This is a genomic window from Streptomyces sp. NPDC019396 (genome assembly GCF_040632375.1).
Taxonomy (GTDB): domain Bacteria; phylum Actinomycetota; class Actinomycetes; order Streptomycetales; family Streptomycetaceae; genus Streptomyces.
The window spans coordinates 62,357-83,840 of sequence record NZ_JBEYBS010000014.1; the positions used below are offsets into that span (position 1 = coordinate 62,357).

At 72.1% G+C, this 21,484-nt stretch carries 21 protein-coding genes, 1 pseudogene and 1 riboswitch; of the genes and pseudogenes, 12 read left to right on the forward strand and 10 right to left on the reverse strand.

Annotated elements, in window-relative coordinates; genetic code table 11:
- Positions 1–417 precede the first annotated feature (417 nt).
- Positions 418–966, reverse strand: coding sequence for a MarR family transcriptional regulator (locus ABZ532_RS18025; RefSeq protein ID WP_361284231.1), 549 nt, complete (start codon positions 964–966; stop codon positions 418–420).
- Positions 967–1,215: 249 nt separating this feature from the next.
- Between ABZ532_RS18025 and ABZ532_RS18030 the strand changes: the two genes are divergently transcribed.
- The 3 genes from ABZ532_RS18030 to ABZ532_RS18040 all read left to right on the forward strand — a co-directional run bounded on the left by ABZ532_RS18030 (position 1,216) and on the right by ABZ532_RS18040 (position 4,305).
- Positions 1,216–2,304 carry an alkene reductase gene (locus ABZ532_RS18030; protein WP_361283877.1) on the forward strand — a complete coding sequence of 363 codons (1,089 nt, stop codon included), beginning with the start codon at positions 1,216–1,218 and terminating at the stop codon, positions 2,302–2,304.
- A gap of 89 nt (positions 2,305–2,393) precedes the next feature.
- Complete coding sequence (locus ABZ532_RS18035; protein WP_361283880.1) at positions 2,394–3,299, forward strand: NADP-dependent oxidoreductase; 906 nt, start codon at positions 2,394–2,396, stop codon at positions 3,297–3,299.
- A gap of 199 nt (positions 3,300–3,498) precedes the next feature.
- The gene (locus tag ABZ532_RS18040; protein ID WP_361283883.1) at positions 3,499–4,305 is read left to right on the forward strand and encodes an alpha/beta fold hydrolase; all 807 of its coding nucleotides are present in this window, start codon (positions 3,499–3,501) and stop codon (positions 4,303–4,305) included.
- Positions 4,306–4,310: 5 nt separating this feature from the next.
- On the opposite strand, the gene ABZ532_RS18045 is transcribed toward ABZ532_RS18040, so the two are convergent.
- Complete coding sequence (locus ABZ532_RS18045) at positions 4,311–5,387, reverse strand: NAD(+)/NADH kinase (protein ID WP_361283886.1); 1,077 nt, start codon at positions 5,385–5,387, stop codon at positions 4,311–4,313.
- A 144-nt stretch (positions 5,388–5,531) separates the two neighbouring features.
- Between ABZ532_RS18045 and ABZ532_RS18050 the strand changes: the two genes are divergently transcribed.
- Positions 5,532–6,449, forward strand: a complete 918-nt coding sequence (locus tag ABZ532_RS18050; protein ID WP_361283889.1) for a polyphosphate kinase 2 family protein — start codon at positions 5,532–5,534, stop codon at positions 6,447–6,449.
- A 116-nt stretch (positions 6,450–6,565) separates the two neighbouring features.
- On the opposite strand, the gene ABZ532_RS18055 is transcribed toward ABZ532_RS18050, so the two are convergent.
- Complete coding sequence (locus ABZ532_RS18055) at positions 6,566–7,714, reverse strand: histidine kinase (protein WP_361284234.1); 1,149 nt, start codon at positions 7,712–7,714, stop codon at positions 6,566–6,568.
- A gap of 14 nt (positions 7,715–7,728) precedes the next feature.
- Positions 7,729–8,454 (reverse strand): response regulator transcription factor, encoded by a 726-nt coding sequence (locus ABZ532_RS18060; protein WP_361283893.1) that lies wholly within the window; start codon positions 8,452–8,454, stop codon positions 7,729–7,731.
- Between the two features lie 236 nt (positions 8,455–8,690).
- Between ABZ532_RS18060 and ABZ532_RS18065 the strand changes: the two genes are divergently transcribed.
- Entirely contained in the window at positions 8,691–9,356 is a 666-nt protein-coding gene (locus tag ABZ532_RS18065) for an alpha/beta hydrolase (RefSeq protein ID WP_361283896.1), read from the forward strand.
- Positions 9,357–9,486: 130 nt separating this feature from the next.
- On the opposite strand, the gene ABZ532_RS18070 is transcribed toward ABZ532_RS18065, so the two are convergent.
- Both ABZ532_RS18070 and ABZ532_RS18075 read right to left on the reverse strand, forming a co-directional pair.
- Positions 9,487–10,278, reverse strand: coding sequence for a CbtA family protein (locus ABZ532_RS18070; protein WP_361283899.1), 792 nt, complete (start codon positions 10,276–10,278; stop codon positions 9,487–9,489).
- A gap of 31 nt (positions 10,279–10,309) precedes the next feature.
- The gene (locus ABZ532_RS18075) at positions 10,310–10,537 is read right to left on the reverse strand and encodes a CbtB-domain containing protein (RefSeq protein ID WP_361283902.1); all 228 of its coding nucleotides are present in this window, start codon (positions 10,535–10,537) and stop codon (positions 10,310–10,312) included.
- Between the two features lie 39 nt (positions 10,538–10,576).
- Positions 10,577–10,746: riboswitch (cobalamin riboswitch) on the reverse strand.
- 116 nt (positions 10,747–10,862) lie between these two features.
- Here ABZ532_RS18075 and ABZ532_RS18080 point away from each other — a divergent pair.
- Positions 10,863–11,438, forward strand: a complete 576-nt coding sequence (locus ABZ532_RS18080) for a histidine phosphatase family protein (protein ID WP_361283905.1) — start codon at positions 10,863–10,865, stop codon at positions 11,436–11,438.
- Positions 11,439–11,479: 41 nt separating this feature from the next.
- Here ABZ532_RS18080 and ABZ532_RS18085 read toward each other — a convergent pair whose 3' ends face one another.
- Complete coding sequence (locus ABZ532_RS18085) at positions 11,480–12,247, reverse strand: DUF1775 domain-containing protein (protein WP_361283908.1); 768 nt, start codon at positions 12,245–12,247, stop codon at positions 11,480–11,482.
- A gap of 152 nt (positions 12,248–12,399) precedes the next feature.
- Here ABZ532_RS18085 and ABZ532_RS18090 point away from each other — a divergent pair, with 152 nt between their 5' ends.
- The gene (locus tag ABZ532_RS18090; RefSeq protein ID WP_361283911.1) at positions 12,400–14,289 is read left to right on the forward strand and encodes a sulfatase; all 1,890 of its coding nucleotides are present in this window, start codon (positions 12,400–12,402) and stop codon (positions 14,287–14,289) included.
- 71 nt (positions 14,290–14,360) lie between these two features.
- On the opposite strand, the gene ABZ532_RS18095 is transcribed toward ABZ532_RS18090, so the two are convergent.
- Positions 14,361–15,167, reverse strand: a complete 807-nt coding sequence (locus tag ABZ532_RS18095) for a CDP-alcohol phosphatidyltransferase family protein (RefSeq protein ID WP_361283914.1) — start codon at positions 15,165–15,167, stop codon at positions 14,361–14,363.
- A 116-nt stretch (positions 15,168–15,283) separates the two neighbouring features.
- On the opposite strand from ABZ532_RS18095, the gene ABZ532_RS18100 reads away from it, so the two are divergent.
- The 5 genes and pseudogenes from ABZ532_RS18100 to ABZ532_RS18120 all read left to right on the forward strand — a co-directional run.
- Complete coding sequence (locus ABZ532_RS18100) at positions 15,284–16,315, forward strand: zinc-binding alcohol dehydrogenase (protein ID WP_361283917.1); 1,032 nt, start codon at positions 15,284–15,286, stop codon at positions 16,313–16,315.
- A 129-nt stretch (positions 16,316–16,444) separates the two neighbouring features.
- The gene (locus tag ABZ532_RS18105) at positions 16,445–16,843 is read left to right on the forward strand and encodes a 6-carboxytetrahydropterin synthase (RefSeq protein WP_361283920.1); all 399 of its coding nucleotides are present in this window, start codon (positions 16,445–16,447) and stop codon (positions 16,841–16,843) included.
- 32 nt (positions 16,844–16,875) lie between these two features.
- Positions 16,876–17,970 (forward strand): glycosyltransferase family 4 protein, encoded by a 1,095-nt coding sequence (locus tag ABZ532_RS18110; RefSeq protein ID WP_361284237.1) that lies wholly within the window; start codon positions 16,876–16,878, stop codon positions 17,968–17,970.
- Positions 17,971–17,975: 5 nt separating this feature from the next.
- Positions 17,976–18,872, forward strand: a complete 897-nt coding sequence (locus ABZ532_RS18115; RefSeq protein WP_361284240.1) for a class I SAM-dependent methyltransferase — start codon at positions 17,976–17,978, stop codon at positions 18,870–18,872.
- Positions 18,869–19,801: pseudogene (locus ABZ532_RS18120) on the forward strand (lysylphosphatidylglycerol synthase transmembrane domain-containing protein); the annotation flags it as partial. The gene ABZ532_RS18115 and the pseudogene ABZ532_RS18120, both read left to right, overlap by 4 nt.
- Here ABZ532_RS18120 and ABZ532_RS18125 read toward each other — a convergent pair.
- Together ABZ532_RS18125 and ABZ532_RS18130 are read right to left on the reverse strand one after the other, a co-directional pair.
- Positions 19,715–20,638, reverse strand: a complete 924-nt coding sequence (locus tag ABZ532_RS18125) for a RibD family protein (RefSeq protein ID WP_361284243.1) — start codon at positions 20,636–20,638, stop codon at positions 19,715–19,717. The pseudogene ABZ532_RS18120 and the gene ABZ532_RS18125 overlap by 87 nt on opposite strands.
- Positions 20,635–21,438, reverse strand: coding sequence for a creatininase family protein (locus ABZ532_RS18130; RefSeq protein WP_361283923.1), 804 nt, complete (start codon positions 21,436–21,438; stop codon positions 20,635–20,637). The genes ABZ532_RS18125 and ABZ532_RS18130 overlap by 4 nt, the downstream gene beginning before the upstream one ends.
- Between the last annotated feature and the right edge of the window lie 46 nt (positions 21,439–21,484).

Below are 21,484 nucleotides of genomic sequence, written 5' to 3' on the forward strand. Positions count from 1 at the left end.
CCCCGCAGAACTCTTGCTTGCCTGGCACCCGCCTCTCTGCGCCCACTGCTACGCCCGGGCGACGGTCGAGACCGTGGCGACGTACCGCTGAGGCGGCAGCCATCGCGGGGACGGCGCCCCTGCTCCCCGGCCGGCGCCCGACGACCTCAGCGGTCTGACAGCCGACAGGCCGCGGGTGGACCGGAACCGTGCCCGCCACTGCGTCCCACCTCGCCTCGCCGCGCCCGCACACGGCACTGCCGGGATGCGCGCCACAGCCCGTACGGCGCACGCGGGGCGGGCGGCACACGGGGCCGCTTCGCTTCCGGCGACCGGCCGCACGGCTGCCCGGCTGCCGCGACGTACGCCCCGTCGCCCTGGTGACCGCAGCTTCCGGGCATGCCCGCCGGCGCGCCGGTCAGGCAGAGGGCTGCGGGGTCACCGGCCGCCCTCCCCGTTCGCACCCGCCGCGTCGGTGGCGGCCTGGACGAGATTGCGCTCCAGGCGTTCCAGGGTGTGCAGGGCCGCGGTCCGCTCGTCGTCGGAGAGACCCGCCGTCGAGAGGTCCTCGAGCTGGCTCCAGACCTGCTCGACCTGGCGGCGCAGGGCGTGGCTCGCTGCCGTCGGCTCGATGAGCGACGCGCGTTTGTCGGTGGGCGAGGGGCGGCGCCGGACGAAGCCGGCCTGCTCCAGGCGCCGGACGGTGCGGGTCATGGTGGCGGCGTCGGAGTCCATCAGGCGCACCAGGTCGATCTGCCGCTGGGGGCCGAGCTCCCACAGGTGCATCATGACCAGCTCCTGCCCCGGGTGCAGGCCGATCCTGCGCAGCAGTTGTCCGGCGAACATGCGGTGCAGACGGGCCAGGCGGAAGATCGCGTGACTGACCGGCCCGCCGCCGGCCGCGGCCGGCACCGGGACAGTGGCTTCCTGACCGATACCCGTAGGCCCCGCGGAGCCGTTCCCGGCTTCCGGTGCGGACTGCGTCATCTGCATCTCACTTTCCTGCTTGGGCAGTGCAACCCTACTGTCCTGCCTCTGACCTCGCAGTACTGGCACCGAATACAGGGGACGTAGGGGCAGGTAGCAGCGCGCTAGTCGCTTCACATGGGACGGCGGGAATGGATTCGTAAGTGTTACTTGTTCGGACAGGTGATTTACTTGTTCAGACAAGCATCCGCTGGTGCGGGCTTTCCAGCGCCCGTGCCACGGCACGGCCCAACCCCCGAGGAAGAGACCATGACCACTGCTTTCGATCCGATCATCCTGGGCGGCAAGCACCTGGCGAACCGCCTCGTGATGGCACCGATGACCCGCAGCCGCGCCTACGGGCCGGGCGCCGAGCCGACCACGCTGATGGCGACGTACTACGCGCAGCGCGCCGGCGCCGGGCTCATCGTCACCGAGGGCATCCAGCCCTCCCCGCTCGGCCAGGGTTACCCCGACACCCCCGGCCTGCACACGCCCGGGCAGGTACGGGCATGGCGGACGGTCACCGACGCCGTGCACGGCGAGGGCGGGGTGATCTTCGCGCAGCTGATGCACACCGGCCGGATCGGACATCCGAGCCTGCTGCCGGACGGTCTGGTCCCGGTGGGGCCGTCGGCGGTGACCGCCAAGGGCCGGGTCTTCACCCACGAGGGGCCCAAGGAGTTCGTGACGCCGAAGGAGCTGACCGAAGCGGAGATCCGGCAGACCATCGCCGACTTCGCCGACGCGGCCCGGGGCGCGATCGAGGCCGGCTTCGACGGCGTGGAGCTTCACGGCGCCAACGGCTACCTGATCCACCAGTTCCTCGCGCCCAACACCAACCACCGCACCGACGCCTGGGGCGGCACCACCGAGGGCCGTATCCGCTTCGCCGTCGAGGTCGTCACGGCCGTGGCCGAGGCGATCGGCGGCGACCGGGTCGGCCTTCGGATCTCGCCCGGGAACCAGTTCAACGACATCTCCGAGGACGAGCCGGAAGAGGTCTACCTCGCCCTGCTTGACCGGCTGGCCGGCCTGGACCTGGCCTACCTGCACCTGATGGAGGGGCCGAACCGCGAGCTGACCCCGCGGCTGCGCAAGGTCTGGCCGGGCACGTTCGTCCTCAATCCGTTCACCTACCCCCACTCCACCGGTCCCGACGCGCTGGGGCTGGTCGAGGACGGGAGCGCGGACATGGTGGCCTACGGGGCACTGTTCCTGGCCAACCCCGACCTGCCCCGGCGTCTCGCCTCCGGCGGTCCGTTCAACACCCCGGACACGGCGACCTTCTACGGCGGCGACCACCGCGGCTACACCGACTACCCCACCCTGCACGGCCTTCCCGGCCTTCCCGCCTGAGCGGCGACCCGCCGATGCGTCCGCACAGCGCGTACGTCCCAGCGCCTGCGGTTCCCTTCCCCACCTACCCCCTACCTGGGAGTCCTCCGATGTCCAGAGCGATCACCTTCTCCGAGTACGGCGCACCCGAGGTGCTGCGGCTGTCGGAGGTCACCACGCCGGAACCGGGCCCGGGCCAGGTCCGGATCCGCGTCCGGGCCGCCTCAGTGAACCCCCTCGACATCAAGATCCGGTCCGGTCTGATGGCAGGTGCCGTCCCGTCCCGCTTTCCCGTGATCCCCGGCCTGGACGCGGCCGGTGTCGTCGACGCCGTCGGCGAGGGCGCCGACGCGGCCGTCGGGGACGAGGTCCTCGGTGCCACCGCCGGTGGCAGCTACGGCGAATTCGCCCTGCTCGACAGGCTGGTGGCCAAGCCCCGAGGCCTGTCGTGGGAGGTCGCCGCCTCGCTGGTCACGGTCGGCCGGACCGCGTTCCGTGTCCTGCGGGAGCTGGATGTGCGGGCGGGACAGACCCTGCTCGTCCACGGCGCCGCCGGGAGCGTGGGCACCGTCGCGGTGCAGCTGGCCGTCGCCCGCGGCATCACCGTCGCCGGCACGGCCGGCGAGCACGACACCGAGCGCGTCACGGCACTCGGAGCCACTGCGGTCCGCTACGGCGACGGCTGGGTGGAGCGGGTGAGGACCGCGGCCCCCCAGGGCGTCGACGTCGTGTTCGACGCCTCCGGCGCCGGCGTACTCGCCGACTCCGTCGCCCTGACCGGTGACAGCACGCGGGTCGTCACCATCGCCGACATGTCCGCCGCGCAGCACGGCGTCCGCTTCAGCGTCGGCACCGCCGACGCTGCCGACGAGTCCCTGGCGCAGCTGGTGCGGCTGGCCGCCACCGGCGAGCTCGACATCCCCGTGTGGCGCGCCTATCCGCTCGACCAGGCAGCCACAGCGCACAGCGACATCGAGGCCCGCCGCAACAAGGGCAAGGTCGTTCTCCTTCCCTGACCCGGCTGTTTCCCGGCCTCCGGGAGCCGCCTCGCACCGCCGGAGCGACGGTGCGGCCCCTGGGCCGCACCGGCTCCATCCCTTGGCCGGCCGCGGCCCACCCACCGAACGCCCCGTCACCACGACGCAGGACCGCGAAACCACCTGCGTCGCGGCACCGCACCACCTGATCCCCCGTCACTCTCAGATTGGAACACCCATGTCCGCACGCCCCCTTCCCGAAGCGACCTTCTCCCGCACCGTCCTCGGCTCCGGCTCCGGCTCCGCCTCCGGACTCGCCCTCGCGCACGGCGCCGGCAGCAGCGTGGCGGGCACCTACGGCCCGATCCTGGAAAGCCTGGCGGCCCACCACAAGGTGGTCGGCGTCGACTACCCCGGCAGCGGCGACACCCCCCGCTCCACCACACCGCTGTCGCTGGACGACCTGGCCGACCAGCTCGTCGCCGCGGCCGTCGCCGAGGGGCTGGACACCTTCGCGGTGTCCGGCTACTCCCTCGGCGGCCCGGTCGCGATCCGCGCGGCCGCCCGGCACCCCGGGCGCGTCACCGCCCTCGTGCTGACCGCGACCTTCCCCCACCGCGACAACCGTCTCGCTCTCGCCCTGCCGGTCTGGCGCAAGCTGGCCGAGTCGGGCGACCGCCAACTGCTCGCCGAGTACCTGACGATGATGGCCGTGGGGGCCGAAGCCCTGGAGGCGATGCCGGACGAGCAGCTCCGGCAGGCCGTCGGATTCACCGCCGCCAGCATCGCCGACGGCACCCCCGAACATGCCGAACTGGCCCCCCGGATAGACGTACGCGACGACATGCCGGGCATCCAGGCACCCACCCTGGTCATCTCCACCACCCAGGACGGTTTCACCTCCACCCGCCTGCACCGCCAGCTCGCCGAGGGCATCCCCGGCGCCCGGCTCGTCGAGATGGCCACCGGCCATCTGCCCATGGTGGAACAGCCCGAGGAGTGGCGGCGGCTCATCACCGGCTTCCTCGCCGAGCACGGCGCCTGAGTCGTTCAGCGCAGCGGATACGCGTCCGTCCGTACCGGCGGGAGGCTCAGATGGGCCAGGTCCGGCGGGGCCGGGGTCGACAGCGGCCAGAGCGGGGCGGCGTCGCCGTCTGCCGCGGCCGCTGGGGCGTCGGTCAGGCGCATGCGTTCACGCAGTCGTCCGTAGAAGTCGGTGGGGCCGAGGCGCACGGCCCGCAGGGGGCGGGGAGCCGCGTAGACGCCGATCCATTCGCCGGGGTGGAGCATGCCGCGCACCTGGCCGTCGATGCTGACCACCGCGAGGCCCGAGCGGTCGAGGAGGCGCAGGGCGATGGGTTCGTCGGGGGCGGCGATGACGGAGCGGTTGAAGGTCATATGGGGGGCGACGGGGGTGAAGACCAGGGCTTCGGCGCGGGGGGAGATGACCGGGCCGCCGGCGGCGAAGCTGTAAGCGGTCGAGCCGGTGGGGGTGGCGACCATCAGCGCGTCGGCGGAGTACGAGGCCAGCAGCCTGCCCGCGACGTATACACCGACCGACACCTGGTGGTCCCGGGCCAGCTTCTCCAGGACGACGTCGTTGAGGGCGGTGGCCTCCAGGGCGATGCCCCAGCCACCGCCCGCCGCGCAGTCCGGGCGGGCGCAGGTCGGGGGCAGGAGCGGGCCGCGGCCGTAGCGGAGCAGCATCTCCATGTCCTCGGGGAGTTCCAGGGGGCACGAGGCGCGCATCGCGAGCATCATGCGGCACTCGGCGGTGACGCGCCCCTCGTGGACGGCGTCCAGTGCCATGCACACGTCCTCGACGGGGACCTCGGTCAGGAAACCCACGCGTCCGAGGTCGACGCCGAGGACGAGTGCGTCGTTCTCGGCGGCCAGCCGGGCGCCTCGCAGGAAGGTTCCGTCTCCGCCCAGGGTGACGATGAGGTCGGGATCCCCGGCCGCCGCGAGCTCCTCGCGTGGGCGGTGGCGCGGTTCGCTGTCGCGCCATACGTCGATGTCCGTGCAGCGGATGCCGTGGCCCTCGCACCAGTCGCGGACCACCCGGGCCGCGCCGACGGCTTCGGGGCGTCCTCCGTGGACGACGAGTCCGACTCGTGCCACCGCCATGTCTGCCTCCTGGGCCGGCCGTACCCCCTTGCTGCTCAAGCCCAGCTCACACCGGGGCGCCCCTGATCGCCAGCGGTGGTGCGGCGGGGCAGCGGTGCGGCGGTGCGGTTGAGGCCGCGGTGCCCGTGCCCCGAGAATGGGGCGATGGCGGATGTCGGTGGTATCGGGGATGCCGGGGCAGAGCGGATCGCGGAGTTCGTCCGACCGCTGCGGGTGGAGCCGGGGTCGCTGGTGGACCTGGCGAAGGACTTCGACCCCCGCTACAAGGCGCACCTGGACAAGCAGGACGCCGCGGATCTGCTGCGGACCGGTGTGGAGCTGCTCTCCGAGTACCAGACGCGGCTGGCCGCCCAGGGCACCCACGGGGTGCTGCTCTGCCTCCAGGCGATCGACGCGGGCGGCAAGGACGGGACGATCCGGCACGTCATGAGCGGGGTGAACCCGCAGGGCGTCCGGGTGAGCAGCTTCAAGGTGCCGTCGTCCGAGGAGCTCGGCCACGACTACCTGTGGCGCTACGCGTGCAGGTTGCCGTCACGCGGCGAGATCGCCATCTTCAACCGGTCGCACTACGAGGAGGTCCTCGTGGTACGCGTGCACCCGGAGCACCTCGACCGGCAGCGGCTGCCGGAGGAGGCTCGTGGTCCCGCGCTCTGGGAGCGCCGCTACCGGGCCGTCAACGACTGGGAGCGGTATCTCAGCGACAACGGGTTCCGGGTGGTCAAGGTCTTCCTGAACCTCTCGAAGGAGGAGCAGCGGAGGCGCTTCCTCCAGCGGATCGACGTACCGGAGAAGAACTGGAAGTTCTCGGCCGCGGATGTGCGGGAACGGCGGCACTGGGACGAGTACCGGCAGGCCTTCTCCGAGATGCTGTCGGCGACCAGTACGGAATGGGCTCCCTGGTACGTCGTGCCGGCGGACCGCAAGTGGTTCGCCCGGATCTGCACATCGGCGGTGCTGGCGCACACCCTCATGGAGATCGATCCGCAGTTCCCCGTGGTGGGCGAGGAGGCACGCAGGGAGCTCTTGGCCGCCAAGCTCGAGCTGGAGCGGGAAGAGCCCTGACGTGCGCGTCCCCTGGCTGCGCATCCCTGACTTCGCGTCGCCTGGCTTTCGCGTCTTCGTCTTCGTCGCGCCGCGTCTCGTCGCGCCCGCACCGCGCCCGCCACCGACGCGCCTCGTCAGGCCGTGTCCCCCCTGGCCGGCAGCTCGAGACGCAGTTCGTAGCCGCCGTCGGCCGTCGGGCCCGATGTGACCGTGCCACCGAGCAGTGCCGCCCGCTGCCGCAGGCCGACCAGCCCGTAGTGCGCGCTGGGCAGCGGGAGGGCGGGCCGGGTCGGGGCGGTGTTGGTGACGCTGACGCGCACCGCGCCCTCCTCGTGGCGGACGCGTACCGTGGCCGTGGCACCGGGCGCGTGCTTGCGTACGTTGGTCAGCGCCTCCTGGACGGTGCGGTAGATCGCGCGCTGGACGGTCGCCGGCAGGCCGTCCGGCAGATTCGTGCACAGCTCGACCTCGATACCGCTGCTGTCGACCAGCCGGCGCAGATCGGCCACGGACGGTTGCGGGGTGAGCTCCGTGGGGCGCCCCCCTGAGGCGCGCAGCACGCTGACCATGTGCCGCAGTTCGTCGAGTGTCTGCACGCTCAGGCGCCGGATCGTGGCGGCCGCATCCCGCACCTCGGCGTCCCGGGTACCCACCTGGAGCGCTCCGGCCCGTACCGCGATCAGGCTCACCTGGTGGGAGACCACATCGTGCATCTCGCGGGCGAGCTGAGCACGTTCCTGGGACAGCATGCTCTGGGCGGTCAGCAGGCGCTCGTGGTCGCGAGCCTCGGAGATCTCGACGAGCCGGAGGGACAGATCGCGCCGGGTCTGGACGAGCTGGCCGAGGAACACGGGGGCGGCTGCCGTGGCCGCCGAGTAGCCCAGGGCGACGAGGCTCTGGGTGCTGGACAGGTCGATGGAGGCGGACGGCCACTTGATGGTGTCGCAGACGGTGAAGGCCAGGGCGCAGGCCCCCAGCAGGACACGGTGGCGGGTGAGCGAGGCCAGCGTGTACAGCGCGACCAGGGCGGCGAAGACCGCGTCGGACACCATGACGGCGGGCAGCGTGACGATGAACGTGAGCAGCGGCAGCCGGTGGCGCAGCAGCAGCGACACCGCGGCGACCAGCGCGAAGGACAGCAGCAGCGGGTCATGGGTGCCGACCTGGATCCAGGCGTCGAACAGCGAGAACGCGACGAGGGCGGCGTTGACCAGCGGGGTGGGCAGCCGTCTCGGCAGCGAGCCGTGCTCGGCCACCGTGTGGTCGACCACCGCGCCGTGCATGATTCCACGGGGGATCATGGCGCCTCCTCGGTACGGGTGCGCGGCTCCTCCCCCGTACGCGACCCGTCCGCCTTCTGCCCCTCCGTACGCGACGGCCTGAGCAGCCCGGCCCGCTCGGCGAGCAGCGCGGCCTGGACCCGGCTGCCCACCTCCAGCTTGGTGAGGATCGCGCTGACATGGTCCTTCACCGTGCCGGTGCTCAGATGCATCCGCGTGGCGATGTCCCCGTTGGAGAGCCCCTCGGCGACGAGCACGAGCACGGCACGTTCCCGCTCGGTCAGCAGCCCGAAGCCCCGGGCCGCGCTCTCGTGGGAGCCCGCGCCCGTTTCGAGGTAGCGGTCCACTACCGTGCGGGTGATCTTGGAGGACAGTACGGCTCCCCCGTCGGCCAGGGTCCGCACCAGATAGGGCAGCGCCTCGGGGTCGGTGTCCTTGAGGAGGAAACCGGCAGCCCCCGAGCGCAGGGCCGTGGCCACGTACTCGTCCATGTCGAAGGTCGTGAGCATGGCGACCACGGGCGGTTTCGGCAGCTTGCGCAGCGCGGCCAGCACGGTGAGCCCGTCCACATCCGGCATCCGGATGTCCAGCAGCACCACGTCGGGGCGCCGCTCCTCGGCGGTCCTGACCGCTTCGCCACCGGGGACGGCCGCGACGACCTCGATGTCGTCGGCCGCGTCGAGGATGTGCTGGAAGCCCGTGCGGATCAGGGCTTCGTCGTCGACCACCAGTACCCGGATCACGTGTGCTCCACTCGCCCGTCGGACCACTACCCGATAAGCACCATTTCGTACCATGCCGGCCGGTGTCGCGGCGGCTCGTCCCGGCCGGACGGCGGGGACGGGCCAGCCACCCGGCGGGGGCGGTTCCGGACGACTGCCGGATGGTTGTAACGGGCAGCTTCCTTGACTCTTGAGCATATGACGCACGACGTGTCGGCTCCTCGACAGCGCGACCGCGCGGGACCGGAGGACAGGGCATGGACACGTTCAGCTATCCCGGCAGTGACGGTCACCCCCTGCACGCCACCCGGCTCGGCATGGGACCGGCTGCCATCCTCCTGCCCGACTCAGGCGGACCGTACGGCTCAGGCGGACCGCACAGTCCGGGCGGACCGGACCACCGCGGGCTGCTCCCGCTGGCCCGGCGGCTCGCCGACAGCTACACCGTGACAGTCGCCGAGACACGGGACGCCGACGACGTGGCGTCGCTGGTCGGCCATCTCGGGCTGCGCAAGGCTGCTGTCGGCGGTACGGGCACGGGCGCCGCCATCGCGCTCCGTGCGGCGGCGGACGATCCCGAGCACATCGCGGCGGCAGTCGTCATCAACGCCGACGACCTCGCCCCCGAGGACATCGCCCACACCTTCGGAAGGATGGCGGCACTGGCCGCCGTCTCCGCACCCACTCTGATCATCCCCGGCGGGGAACGACACCACCGGCGCCACGCACACCCGCACAGACACACGCACGCGCCGGGCCTGGCCGAGGAACTGGCCCGCGTGCTCCCGCAGGGGAAACTCGCCAACCTCAGCTTCTCCGCGGATCTGTGCAGCGCGGAGGACATGGCCCAGTGGATGGCACCCGCGATGTGGGCCTTCCTCACCGCGCACCTCACACTGCGGCCCGCCCGGGTCCTGGTCTGAAGCAAAACCACGAAGCACGACCACGGAGCAGACCACAGCGGAGGACCAGGAAGAAGACCGAGAAGAAAGACCAAAAAGAAGGACCCCGCCCGGGCGCGCCCCCGGGCGGGGTCCATTCGTGTCGCGTGACTCAGCTCGCGGGCACCGAAGCGGCCGGCTCCGCCGACTGCCGTGACGCCTGTGCGGGTTTGGGCTCCAGCACCCGCTGGGACAGCTCGCCGAGGATCAGTCCGAGCGCCGCCCACAGCAGGGCCTGGACGCCGATCGACGCCAGACGGAACTGCCACAGGACGTCGGCCGGGAAGTGCTCCGGGATCGCGTCGCCCGCCGGGAGGAAGGCCAGTGCGATGCCCACCGCCACGGCGAAGGCGGCGCCCGCGGCGATCGTCGCGTTCCAGTTGCCCCAGCGCGGCGCGAGCTTCTTGCCGACCAGCACCGCCCCGATCAGCAGCAGCACGCTGAGCACGATCATCAGGAAGAACATCGCGGTGCGCTGGTTGAGGGTCTCCGGGTCGCCGACGGCGGGAGGGTTTGCCGGGTACTTGAGGAACGGTACGAACGCGACGGCGAGGAAGCCGCCCGCCGCGACGAACGCGGCCGTGGCACGTGTGCCGAAGGCCCCCACACGGCCGAGCGCGAAGCAGAGCGCCAGTGCCGTGATGCCGCCGAGTGCCGTGCCGTAGACCAGAACGGCCGTGCTCAGACCGGCGGTCGACTGCACCGCACGGCTGACCAGTTCCTCTTCCGGCTCGCCACCGCCACCACCGTGGCCGTGGTGAGCCGCGCCCGCCTCCTCGACGGCGATGGCGGCGTCGACCTGCGGTTCACCGATGAGATAGGCGAGTCCGAACGAGAGCAGCCCGGCGAGCACGCCCGCGAGCATGCCACGGACCAGGAGAGCCCTTACGGTTGCGGATTTCATGTGCTGATGTCCTGTTCCGTGCGTATGCGCATCAGTGGCACGGGAAGCCGAGCAGATGACGGCCGTCGTGGACCCACTCGTGGACGCCTTCGCCGGAGAACACGGAGAAAGCACCCTGTTCGGCGCCGACGAAGTAGAGCAGGACGAGCATCAGCAGACCGAAGAAGGCGGCCCAGGGCGCGACGACGCGGACCGGGAGCTTCGCCACGACGGGCTGGGAAACGGGGATTTCGGCGGGTGTGATGGCGGACTGGGCCATACCGGACCTCCTCGGGAACACGCGTCCCGCTTTCGGTGGTGCACGCGATGACGATCACGGGTCTGACTCACCCGGCGGGCCCGTCCCCGGCAAGGGAACTGACCGCCTGGCACACAGTGGCGCGACCGTGCCGGTTTCTCACCGGACTTCCGTGTATGCCGTCATCCTTTCGGAGGAAGGGTATCGGTCCGCGAACCCGCCGCCAATAGGGCCTTTGACCAGCGATCTTCATCACACAGGGGCGCTCGGGCGGGGTGCGCGGGCGGACTTAGGATCCGGAACGGCCCGGGAGCGGGCCGGGCAACACGGGGAGGAATCCGGCCAAATGACGATCAGGCTGACACTGCTGTGCGCGGCAGCCGGTCCCTCGGTACGCGGCGAAGCCCGGTTCGGCGACGGACCGCTCGACGAACGGGGTGTACGCGAGGCCAGGGCCGCGGCGGCCACGCTGCCCACCGCGTCGGTGGTGCTCACCGCGCCGTCCGTACGGTGCGGGCAGACGGCACAGGCGCTGGGACTCGACGCCACCGTCGACGACCGACTGCGCGATCTGGACTACGGGGACTGGCGGGGACGCTCGCTCGCCGATGTGGTGGCGGACGTGGGCCCCGAGCCGGTCGGGGAATGGACCGCCGACCCCGGGGCGGCACCGCACGGCGGGGAGTCCGTGCGGGAGCTGTGCCTGCGGATGGGCGCCTGGCTGGACGAACTGCCGCAGGACGCCGGGCCGCGCGTGCTTGGCGTGGTCGAGCCGGCCGTCGTACGGGCGGCGATCCTGCACGCGCTCGGCACGCCACTGACCGCGTTCTGGCGGATCGACGTGCCACCGCTGTCCGGTGTCGGCCTCACCGGCCGTGCGGGACGGTGGAATCTGCGGCTGATCGCGGCGACCTCCCCGTAGACAGCACAAGGGCACAGGGAGGCCGCGCGCTGCCGATGCGGTCAGGCGGAGGCGCCCCGGCGCTTCCACCACACGACACCACCGGCGAGGGCGGCCAGCACCACCGCACCGATGACCAGCGCGGGGGCGGGCGGCGAGCCGCCGTCACTCTCCCGCTCCTGTTCGGGCCCCTGCTGCCCGGTCGCGCGCTTCGCCGGAGCCTCGTTCGCCGGGGTCCCCTTCGCCGGGGACTTCTCCGGCGCGGCGCTCGGGCTGGGCGCCACCGGCTTCGCCCCGGGCGCCGCGGGCTTCAGGGCGAGCAGCGGCGCCGGGTTGCCGTCACCGTGACTGTGACCGTGGCCGTCCCCGCCGCCGGACTTCTCCAGCTCGATCCAGCGGTCGACCCGCCCGTCCCCGTATGTCTGGAGGGTCTTGAACGCCAGCGACTTGGCGTCGGGCAACTGCCGTACGGTCACGGAGTACTCGACGTCGTCGCCGACCCCGACCGCGGGGCCGGAGACGGTGTATCCGCGCGGTGTGGCCGCGAACTTCCAGCCGTCCGGACCCTCCTTGTAGGTGATGTCGGCCGGGACGATGCCCTCGGGGAGGATGACCTCCATCCTGCTGATGCCCGCGCTGTCGGACTCGGACTCGGCGCTGAAGTCCAGCGTGACGTTCTCGGCGAGGGCCGCGGCGTCCTCCGCCTCGACCTCCACGTGTGCCGATGCCGGGACGGCGAGGACGAGCGAGGCAGCGAACGCGGCTCCGGTGAGGACGGAGAGGCGTCGCGCGGTGCGCGCCGTGGTGCTGACGGTGGTGCTGTGAGACACGGGTCACTCCCGAAGTGGTGGGCTGCCCCATCATGGGGCACAGGCCACGGCTTGAACTGATGGCATCGCCGAGCCGTACTGATAACGGCGACCCCGGGCTTCCCGGGTCCGGGCCGTCGTGCCTCACCGGGCCAGTACGGAAGGATCCTCGGGTGACGCCCTGGACGCGCTCTCGCCAAGAACAGCAGGAACTGCAGGAACCGCAAGAACCGCAGGGGCAGCAGGAACAGCAGGAACAGCAGGAACAAGATGCGCAGCCGAGACGGGTCCGGCTCCCGAGGCAGGCCAGAGCAGAGCCGGACACGCCCGGCGCACCCGGCGCGGCGCGGTCCGGCCCGGAATCCGCGGAAGAGGCCGCCGGGGCCGCTCCCACCACCCCCGATGCCGTACGCGGGTGGCGCGGCCGGTATCCAGGCGCGGCGCGCGTCGTCAGGCATTCCACCACCGCACTGGCCGCCGTGCTCGTGTTCCTGGCCCTGCTCGTGCCGAACAAGCCCGGCTACCTCACCTCCGGGGTCTTCTTCCGCATCCCCGTCGAAGGGGTCTTCGGCGCCGCGCTCCTCCTCGTCCTCCAGGCCCTCCGCCCGCGAGCGAGGCGCGTCACGGCGGCGGTCGGCGGGGCCGTGCTGGGGGTGCTGACGGTCCTGAAGTTCCTCGACATGGGGTTCTTCTCCGTGCTGGACCGGCCGTTCGACCTCGTGCTCGACTGGATCCTGTTCGACGACGCCAGGTCGTTCCTCGAGGACTCCGTCGGCAGGGCAGGCGCGATCGCCGCCCAAACCGGGGTAGTGCTCCTCGTGCTCGCCCTGCTGGTGCTCATATCCCTGGCGGTCGTCAGGGTGAGCCACCTGGTGGTGCGGCACAGCGCCGTGGCCACCCAGGGCACCTTCGCGTTCGGCTCCCTGTGGATGGTGCTGGCGCTGCTCGGTCCGCAGACGTCGGTGGGGCTCCCCTTCGCCTCCGGGACCACGGCCGACCTCGCCCAGGAGCGGGTGCACCAGGTGCGAGCCGGGCTGGAGGACAAGGAGCAGTTCGCCAAGGAGTCCCGCGTCGACGCCTTCCGGGCCACGCCCCCGGACCAGTTGCTGAGCGGGCTGCGCGGCAAGGACGTCATCTTCACCTTCATCGAGAGCTACGGCCGCAGCGCCGTGCAGGATCCGGCGATGGCCTCGCAGGTCGACGCCGTGCTCGCGGACGGTACGCAGCGGCTGCGCGCGGCGGGCTTCTCCTCGCGCAGCGCCTTCCTCACCTCGCCGACCTACGGCGGCGGGAGCTGGCTGGCCCACTCCACCTTCAACTCGGGCCTGTGGATCAAGAACCAGCAACGCTACCGCAGCCTCACCGCGAGCGACCGGATGACCCTCACCAGCGCCTTCCGGCGTACGAGGGCGTGGCGCACCGTCGGCATCATGCCGGGTGTCACCCGGTCCTGGCCCGAGGGGAAGTTCTACGGGCTGGACCACGTGTACGACTCCGGGAAGCTGGGCTACCAGGGGCCGAAGTTCAGCTGGACGCCCGTGCCCGACCAGTACAGCCTGGCGGCGTTCGAGCGTCTCGAACACGGCAAGGCCGAGCGGGGGCCGTTGATGGCGGAGATCATCCTCGCCTCCAGCCACAACCCCTGGGCCCCGATACCCAGGATGATCGGCTGGGACCAGGTCGGCGACGGCTCGGTCTACGACTCCATCAAGGAGGAGGGCAAGAGCCCCGAGGAGGTGTGGCAGGACCCCGACCAGGTGCGCAACGAGTACCGGCGCGCCATCGAGTACTCCCTCAACAGCCTGATCTCGTACGTCGAGAAGTACGGCGACAAGGACACGGTGCTGGTCTTCCTGGGCGACCACCAGCCCGTCTCGACGGTCACCCGGGGCAGTCTGGGCCGCGATGTGCCCGTGGCGATCGTCGCCCGTGACCAGGCGGTGCTGGACCGGATCTCCGGATGGGGCTGGGAGGACGGGCTCAAGCCCGGCGCGAAGGCCCCGGTCTGGCGGATGGACAGCTTCCGGGACCGGTTCCTGAGCACCTTCTCCTCCGCCCGCTGAGGGGTACCGGAGCACGGACTGCGGCGCCCCGCTTGTCGCGCGGGGCGCCGCAGTCCGTGCTTCCAGGGCCCTCAGACCCCCACGTGCGTGGGCTCGCGGAGCACCACCGTCCCGCTCCCGCTCTCGCGCACCCGCCCTGCCCGCCACAGCCACCGGATGTCCCGCGCGAACGACCAGACCAGCGCGGCCAGCGCCATCAGCACCATGGCGGCCGAGACCTCGACCGGCACGATCCCGGAGCCCGCCACGAGAAGCACGATGCCCTGGAGCGCGGCGACCGTCTTACGGGCCATGCTCGGCGGCAGCGGGCCGTTCAGCCACGGCAGGAACCTGGCCGCCGCGACGAAGGCGTACCGCATCGCACCGATCAGCAGCACCCAGGGCCCCAGCGACATCGCGACATGGGCGCTGAGCACCAGGATGAGGAAGGCGTCGACCTCCATGTCGAAGCGCGCCCCCAGCGAGGACTCCGAGCCGGTACGCCGCGCCACCTGCCCGTCCACGCAGTCGAGGACCAGTGCCACCGCCGTCAGGGCCACCATGACCGCGAGCGACGGATGACTGACGAAGGGGCCCGTGAGGGGGGATCCGCTCACGAAGGAGTCCGCGACAAGCGCGGTCACGCCCCCCACCAGCACCGTCCGCGCCAGCGTGACGCCGTTGGCGGGCCCGAAGGAGACCCGCCGGGGCCATGACCGGCGCAACGCCCGCGTGAGTACCGCCCAGGTGGCGAACGTGAAGGTCAGGCCCGCCAGCCAGCCCGCCGGCCCAAGGCCGGTCACGGTGCCGAGCAGGACGAGCAGGAGTGTCTGCGCGCCCGCCCCCGCGGTTGTCTCGGGGCGCACCAGTCTGGCGTCGAAAGTGCCGCTCAGGGCCACTGCGTAACCACCCTCCGGCTGTGTGGCAGAGTCGATGAACGCCGCGTTCCGTATGCGCGGCCCTCATGATTTTCAGAACGTAAACCGGAACCGGAGTGTTCAGCGGGAGGCACCCAATGGAGTCCGCAGCGTCACCGAACGGGTCGTCGCACGCGCCGTCGGCCGAGCCGTCGAGCGAACGCGCGGCGCGTGCTTTCTGGCTCGGCTGCCCCGGCAGCGGCGACATACGCGATGTGGTTCTGGCGGCCCCGTCAGACGACGAAGTGCAGGTCCGGACGCTGTACTCAGGGATCAGCCGCGGCACCGAGAGCCTGGTGTTCCGCGGCGGTGTGCCCGAGAGCCAGTACGCCGAGATGCGGGCGCCGTTCCAGGAGGGGCAGTTCCCGGGGCCGGTCAAGTACGGCTATCTGAACGTCGGACTGGTCGAGGAGGGGCCGCGGGAGCTCGTCGGCCGCACGGTCTTCTCGCTCTTCCCGCACCAGACCCGCTTCGTGGTCCCGGCGAGCGCCGTGACCCCGGTACCGGACACCGTGCCCGCCGAACGGGCGATCCTGGCCGGGGCGGTGGAGACCGCCGTCAACGCGCTGTGGGACGCGGCGCCCCTGGTCGGCGACCGGATCGCCGTCGTCGGCGCGGGCATGATCGGCTGCTCCGTGGCGCGGCTGCTGGCCCGCTACCCCGGGGTCCGGGTCCAGCTGGTCGACGCCGACCCGGCGCGTGCCGCCGTCGCCGAGGCTCTCGGCGTCGACTTCGCACTCCCCGCCGACGCCCTGGGCGGCTGCGACCTCGCCGTACACGCCAGCGCGACGGAAGCCGGACTGACCCGCTCGCTGGAGCTGCTCGCCCCGGAGGGCACGGTCCTGGAGCTGAGCTGGTACGGCGACCGGCGCATCAGCCTGCCGCTCGGGGAGGCCTTCCACTCCGGGCGTCTCGTGCTGCGGGGCAGCCAGGTGGGGCGGGTGTCCCCGGCGCGGCGCTCCAGCCGCACCTACGGCGACCGTCTCGCGCTCTCGCTGGAGCTGCTCGCCGACCCGGCCTTCGACGCGCTCATCACCGGCGAGTGCGCCTTCGCCGAACTGCCGTCGGTGCTGGCCCGTATCGCATCCGGCGAGCTGCCCGGAATGTGCCACCGGGTGCGCTACGAATGATTCATATGAATACGACCGGTGCGACCGGCAGGACCGGTACGAACCGGGCCTCTGAACGCGGCGTACGCTCCGGCCGTACTGAAGGACACGGGCCCTAGCGGCCAGGAGTACCGACCGGAGGCACAGCCGTTGTTCAGCGTCACCGTCCGCGAACACCTCATGATCGCCCACAGTTTCCGCGGGGAGGTCTTCGGACCAGCACAGCGTCTGCACGGTGCGACCTTCCTGGTCGACGCCACCTTCCACAGGCCGGAGCTGGACGACGACAACATCGTCGTGGACATCGGCCTCGCGACCACCGAGCTGGGCAAGATCGTGGGCGAGTTCAACTACCGCAATCTGGACGACGAGTCCGAATTCGCCGGGATCAACACCTCGACCGAGTTCCTCGCCAAGGTGATCGCCGACCGGCTGGCCGGCCTGGTGCACGCCGGGGCCCTCGGTGAGGGGGCCCGCGGACTGACCGGGATCAGCGTCACCCTGCACGAGTCGCACATCGCGTGGGCAAGCTACGAGCGGGCCCTGTGACCAGCGCTCACGCTTCTCCGGTACGGATCGTGATGCCGGCCGGCGTCCACGATCCCGCCACGCCGAGCGGCGGCAACGCGTACGACCGCAGGGTGTGCGCGGACCTGCCCCGGATCGGCTGGCAGGTGGACGAGCAGACCGTGCCCGGCGACTGGCCCCGGCCGGACGCCGCCGCGCGGACGGCACTGGCCAGGATCCTTCGGGAGTCGCCCGACGGGAGCCTCGTGCTGCTGGACGGCCTGGTCGCCTGCGCCGCACCCGACGTGGTCGTCCCGGAGGCCGTAAGGCTGCGCCTGGCGGTGCTGGTGCACCTTCCGCTGGCCGACGAGACGGGACTCGACCCGGCCGAGGCCGGCGCCCTGGACACCGCGGAACGCCACACGCTGCGTGCGGTCCCCGCGGTGGTGGCCACCAGCGAGTGGGCGGCGGCACGCCTGGTGCACCACCACGGTCTCGACCGGCGGCGGGTCCATGTCGCCGCCCCAGGAGCCGACCCGGCCCCCCTGGCACCGGCACCCGCCACGGCGGGCGACGGCAGCGACGCGGCCCCCCGCCTGCTGTGCGTCGCGTCGGTGACCCCGCGCAAGGGGCAGTACGAGCTGGTGGAGGCCCTCTCGGCGGTCGCCGAGCTGCCGTGGAGCTGCGTGTGCGTCGGCGGACTGGGCCAGGACCCGGAGTACGTGTCCCGGCTGCGGGCGCTGATCGCGGAGCGCGGGCTCGGCGACCGGGTACGGCTCGCGGGCCCGCGGGCCCCCGGAACCGAGCTGGACGCGTACTACGACAACGCGGATCTGCTGGTGCTCGCCTCTCACGCGGAGACCTACGGCATGGTCGTGACCGAGGCGCTGGCCCGGGGCGTCCCCGTGCTGGCCACCGCCGTCGGCGGACTTCCGGAAGCCGTCGGGCTGGCACCCGACGGGAGCGTGCCGGGCGCGCTCGTACCGCCGGACGACCGGCCGGCCCTCACCGCGGCACTGCGCCACTGGATCAGCGACCCCGGCGAACGCCGCCGATCCCGGGCCGCCGCACACGGTCGGCGCGCCGCGCTGACCGGCTGGGACTCCACGGCGCGCGGAGTGGCCGCGGCGCTGGACCGACTCCGCGAAGACTCCCGGGAGGCCGCATGACCACGATGGACACCACCGATATGGCAGGCACGAAGCCCCGCTTCGCCCCCGAGTGGCTGACGCTGCGCGAGAGCGCCGACGCCGCCGCCCGCGCACCCGAACTCCTCGACCCGCTGCGGCACCACATGTCCACGCGGACGGACACCCCACTGGTGATCCGGGATCTCGGCTGCGGCACCGGCTCGATGGGGCGCTGGCTGGCTCCCCGGCTCAGCGGCCCCCAGCACTGGATCCTGCACGACCACGACCCCGAACTGCTGGAGATCGCCGCGGCGCAACTGCCGCGTACGGCCGCCGACGGCAGCCCCGTCACGGTCGCGACCCAGCGCGGCGACATCGCCCTGCTGGACACCGCGGCCCTCGCCGGCACCTCGCTGGTGACGGCGTCCGCCCTGCTCGACCTGCTCACCCGCGACGAGTTGGACGCCCTTGCGGCGGCCTGCGCCGGAGCCCGCTGCCCGGCGCTGCTGGCGCTGTCGGTGGTGGGCCGGGTCGACCTCGACCCCGCCGACCCGCTGGACACCGAGATCACCGAGGCGTTCAACGCGCACCAGCGCCGGGTCGACCAGGGACGCCGGCTGCTCGGCCCGGACGCCGTCGCCGCGGCCTCGGTCGCCTTCGCCCGTTACGGGATGACCGTACGGGTGCAGCCGAGCCCCTGGCGGCTGGGCGTCGCCCCGGCGACCGGCACTGCGGCCGACCCGGCGCTCCGGCAACTCACCGCCGAGTGGCTGCGCGGCTGGATCGGCGCCGCCTGTGAGCAGCGGCCGGATCTCGCCGCGGACGCGGAGGCGTATCTGCGCCGCCGCCTGGAAGCCTGTGCCGCGGGCGAGTTGCGGGTCACGCTCCACCACAGCGACGTACTGGCGCTGCCCGGGACGGCGGCGGGCGGGGTCTCATGACTCTGCGGGCGGTCAGGGCACGCCTCGGGATGCTCACCGGGGCGGCCATCCTGGTGGGGATGCTGTGGTGGCAGGGCACCGGCGCCTTCGTCGCCGGTCTGCGCGGGATCGACCTCCCTGTCGTCCTGGCCGCCCTCGGACTCGGGCTGCTCACCACCGTGCTGAGTGCATGGCGCTGGTGCCTGGTGGCCCGGGGCCTGGGCATCCGGCTGCCCCTGGGGCAGGCGGTCGCCGACTACTACCGCGCGCTGTTCCTGAACGCCGCGCTGCCCGGTGGCGTGCTCGGCGATGTGCACCGTGCCGTGCGGCACGGGCGCAGCGAAGGCGATGTCGGCCGGGGCGTACGGGCGGTGGTCCTGGAACGGGTCGCCGGTCAGGCGGTGCTGATCGCGGTCGGATTGCTGCTGCTGGTCGGGCGCCCCACGCTCGCGCCGGGCGAAACGGGCCGGGCCGTCAGTGACCTGGCCACCTCGCCCGGTGTGCTGGCCGTACTCGCCCTGGGGTGCGGGTCCGTGGCCCTCGCCGTACGCCTGCTGCGGCGCAGGCCCGCGAAGTCGCGCTGGGGGCGGGCTCTCCGGGCCACGCTGACCGAGGCCCGCGGCGGTCTCTTCGCCCGTGGCAGCTGGCCGGGGGTGCTGGTCTCGTCGGTCGCCGTACTGGCCGGACATCTCGGCCTGTTCCTGGTCGCCGCCAGGGCCGCCGGGGCGACCGCCCCGGCCTCCGAACTGCTGCCGCTGATGGTGCTGGCGCTGCTGGCGATGGCCCTCCCGCTGAACGTCGGCGGCTGGGGGCCCAGGGAGGGCGTCACCGCCTGGGCCTTCGGAGCCGCCGGCCTCAGCACCTCACAGGGCCTGACCGTGGCCGTGGTCTACGGGCTGCTCGCCTTCGTCGCCAGCCTGCCCGGTATCGCCGTTCTCGTCGCCCAGTGGCTGGGCCCCTTCCTGACCGGAACTCGCCGCACGCAGGTCGAGTTCGAAGAGGGTGTCCTCGCCGAGGACGGCCCGTCGCACCGGGGGCCGCAGGGCATCACGCATCCGCGCGGGCCCGGGGAAGGCCAGCCCGGGAACCCCGTCGCCGAGCAGGACGGGGGCCACGGTCACATAGAGCCGGTCGAGCGCGCCCGTGTGCAGGAAGCGGGACACCGTGACGCCGCCGCCCTCGACGAGCAGCCGGCCGAGACCGCGGCGCGCGAGCTCGTGCACCAGGCGGCTCGGACCGAAGGCCGCGCGGTCCGGCAGGACGAGTACGTCCACTCCCCCGCCCACGCCGGAGGCGTCGCGCTCGCTGTCGGCGCCCAGCACCCACAGGGTCGGGGCGGCGCCGTCGGTGAACACCTTGTGCTCCAGCGGCACCCGGCCCTGCGGGTCGAGGACGACACGCACCGGGTTGGTCCCGGCACAGGCGCGCACCGTGAGCTGGGGGTTGTCGGCGACCGCGGTCCCGGCTCCGACCAGCACCGCGTCGGCGAGTGCGCGCAGCCGGTGCAGATGGCGGCGGTCCTCCTCGCCGGTGACGTAGTCGGCGTCCCCCGTGCGGCTGGCGATGAACCCGTCCAGGCTCTGCCCGAGTTGGGCGAAGGTGAAGCGGGGGCCGGCCAGGCACAGCGACAGATAGCGGTCTGCGAGGTCATCCGCCCCCGGGAGGGCGTCGGGCCAGTGCCACCGTCCGTCCTCGCCGGTGCGGAGGCCGGCGCCGGACGCGTCCGCCTCCGTGCGCACGGTGAGCAGCCGCCGCCAGGCCCCGGCCGTGTCGAGCGGGCCGCTCATCGCGCCTCCCGGAGAACGTCGGCCGATTTCGCGGGAACGGCTGGAACAGCAGGGCCAGCAGGGCCGGTGAGAAGTGAAAAGTAATCACCGAACGATTCAACGAGACCGGCGAGCAATTGCTTTCCCTTTTCCGCCGAAGCCATTGAGGGCCGGCCCACGACACCGGATTCCGTGTAGGCGTTCATGCCGAGAGTGAGCAGATGCTGCCGGTCATCGGCGAGAAAGTCGGATGCCTCATAGCCGGGGCGGACCAGTTCGGGATGATCGTGCAACAGGATCGACGTCTCGACCTCACCCGCGTGCATATCGCTGTGCGACGAAGTCCGCACTCCCGCACGCTCCCGCGCGGCACTCCAGTCGCCGGACCCAGGGAACAGCGCCATGCGCGTCCCGGTGCCGTCCGACTCCTGAACCACGTTGCGCAGCACGTAGTTTCCGCCATGGCCGTTGATCAGTACGAGATCGTCGATACCGGATCGGCGCAGCGATTCGGCGATGTCCCGTACAACGGCGTAGAGCGTGGCGGCGGAGATACTGACGGTGCCCGGCCACGTGGCGTGCTCGTGTGAGCAGGAGATCGTCACAGGTGGGAGGCAGTGCACCGGGTAGGCGGCGGCGATCTCACGGGCGATGGCACAGGCCACCACCGTGTCCGTCATCAGCGGGAGGAACGACCCGTGTTGCTCGAAACTGCCGATGGGCAGGATGGCCACGGAAGCCCGCCCGTCCCTTACATCGTCCGTTGTCGTCTCCAACGGCAGCAGACCCAATGCAGGGAGTCGCACATGCGGGCCACCCATCTTTCCCGACCCTTTCACTCTTCCTCTTCACGCCAGGCGATTGGGA

Excerpts from the sequence above, each read along its gene's own strand:
- ABZ532_RS18075 (WP_361283902.1), bottom strand. The coding sequence starts at position 10,537 with ATGGCCCAGTCCGCCATCACACCCGCCGAAATCCCCGTTTCCCAGCCC.
- ABZ532_RS18065 (WP_361283896.1), top strand. The coding sequence starts at position 8,691 with ATGGACACGTTCAGCTATCCCGGCAGTGACGGTCACCCCCTGCACGCC.
- ABZ532_RS18055 (WP_361284234.1), bottom strand. The coding sequence starts at position 7,714 with ATGCACGGCGCGGTGGTCGACCACACGGTGGCCGAGCACGGCTCGCTG.
- ABZ532_RS18125 (WP_361284243.1), bottom strand. The coding sequence starts at position 20,638 with ATGAGCGGCCCGCTCGACACGGCCGGGGCCTGGCGGCGGCTGCTCACC.
- ABZ532_RS18045 (WP_361283886.1), bottom strand. The coding sequence starts at position 5,387 with ATGGCGGTGGCACGAGTCGGACTCGTCGTCCACGGAGGACGCCCCGAA.
- ABZ532_RS18110 (WP_361284237.1), top strand. The coding sequence starts at position 16,876 with ATGCCGGCCGGCGTCCACGATCCCGCCACGCCGAGCGGCGGCAACGCG.
- ABZ532_RS18050 (WP_361283889.1), top strand. The coding sequence starts at position 5,532 with ATGGCGGATGTCGGTGGTATCGGGGATGCCGGGGCAGAGCGGATCGCG.
- ABZ532_RS18030 (WP_361283877.1), top strand. The coding sequence starts at position 1,216 with ATGACCACTGCTTTCGATCCGATCATCCTGGGCGGCAAGCACCTGGCG.
- ABZ532_RS18035 (WP_361283880.1), top strand. The coding sequence starts at position 2,394 with ATGTCCAGAGCGATCACCTTCTCCGAGTACGGCGCACCCGAGGTGCTG.
- ABZ532_RS18025 (WP_361284231.1), bottom strand. The coding sequence starts at position 966 with ATGACGCAGTCCGCACCGGAAGCCGGGAACGGCTCCGCGGGGCCTACG.
- ABZ532_RS18100 (WP_361283917.1), top strand. The coding sequence starts at position 15,284 with ATGGAGTCCGCAGCGTCACCGAACGGGTCGTCGCACGCGCCGTCGGCC.
- ABZ532_RS18080 (WP_361283905.1), top strand. The coding sequence starts at position 10,863 with ATGACGATCAGGCTGACACTGCTGTGCGCGGCAGCCGGTCCCTCGGTA.
- ABZ532_RS18115 (WP_361284240.1), top strand. The coding sequence starts at position 17,976 with ATGGACACCACCGATATGGCAGGCACGAAGCCCCGCTTCGCCCCCGAG.
- ABZ532_RS18070 (WP_361283899.1), bottom strand. The coding sequence starts at position 10,278 with ATGAAATCCGCAACCGTAAGGGCTCTCCTGGTCCGTGGCATGCTCGCG.
- ABZ532_RS18040 (WP_361283883.1), top strand. The coding sequence starts at position 3,499 with ATGTCCGCACGCCCCCTTCCCGAAGCGACCTTCTCCCGCACCGTCCTC.
- ABZ532_RS18130 (WP_361283923.1), bottom strand. The coding sequence starts at position 21,438 with ATGGGTGGCCCGCATGTGCGACTCCCTGCATTGGGTCTGCTGCCGTTG.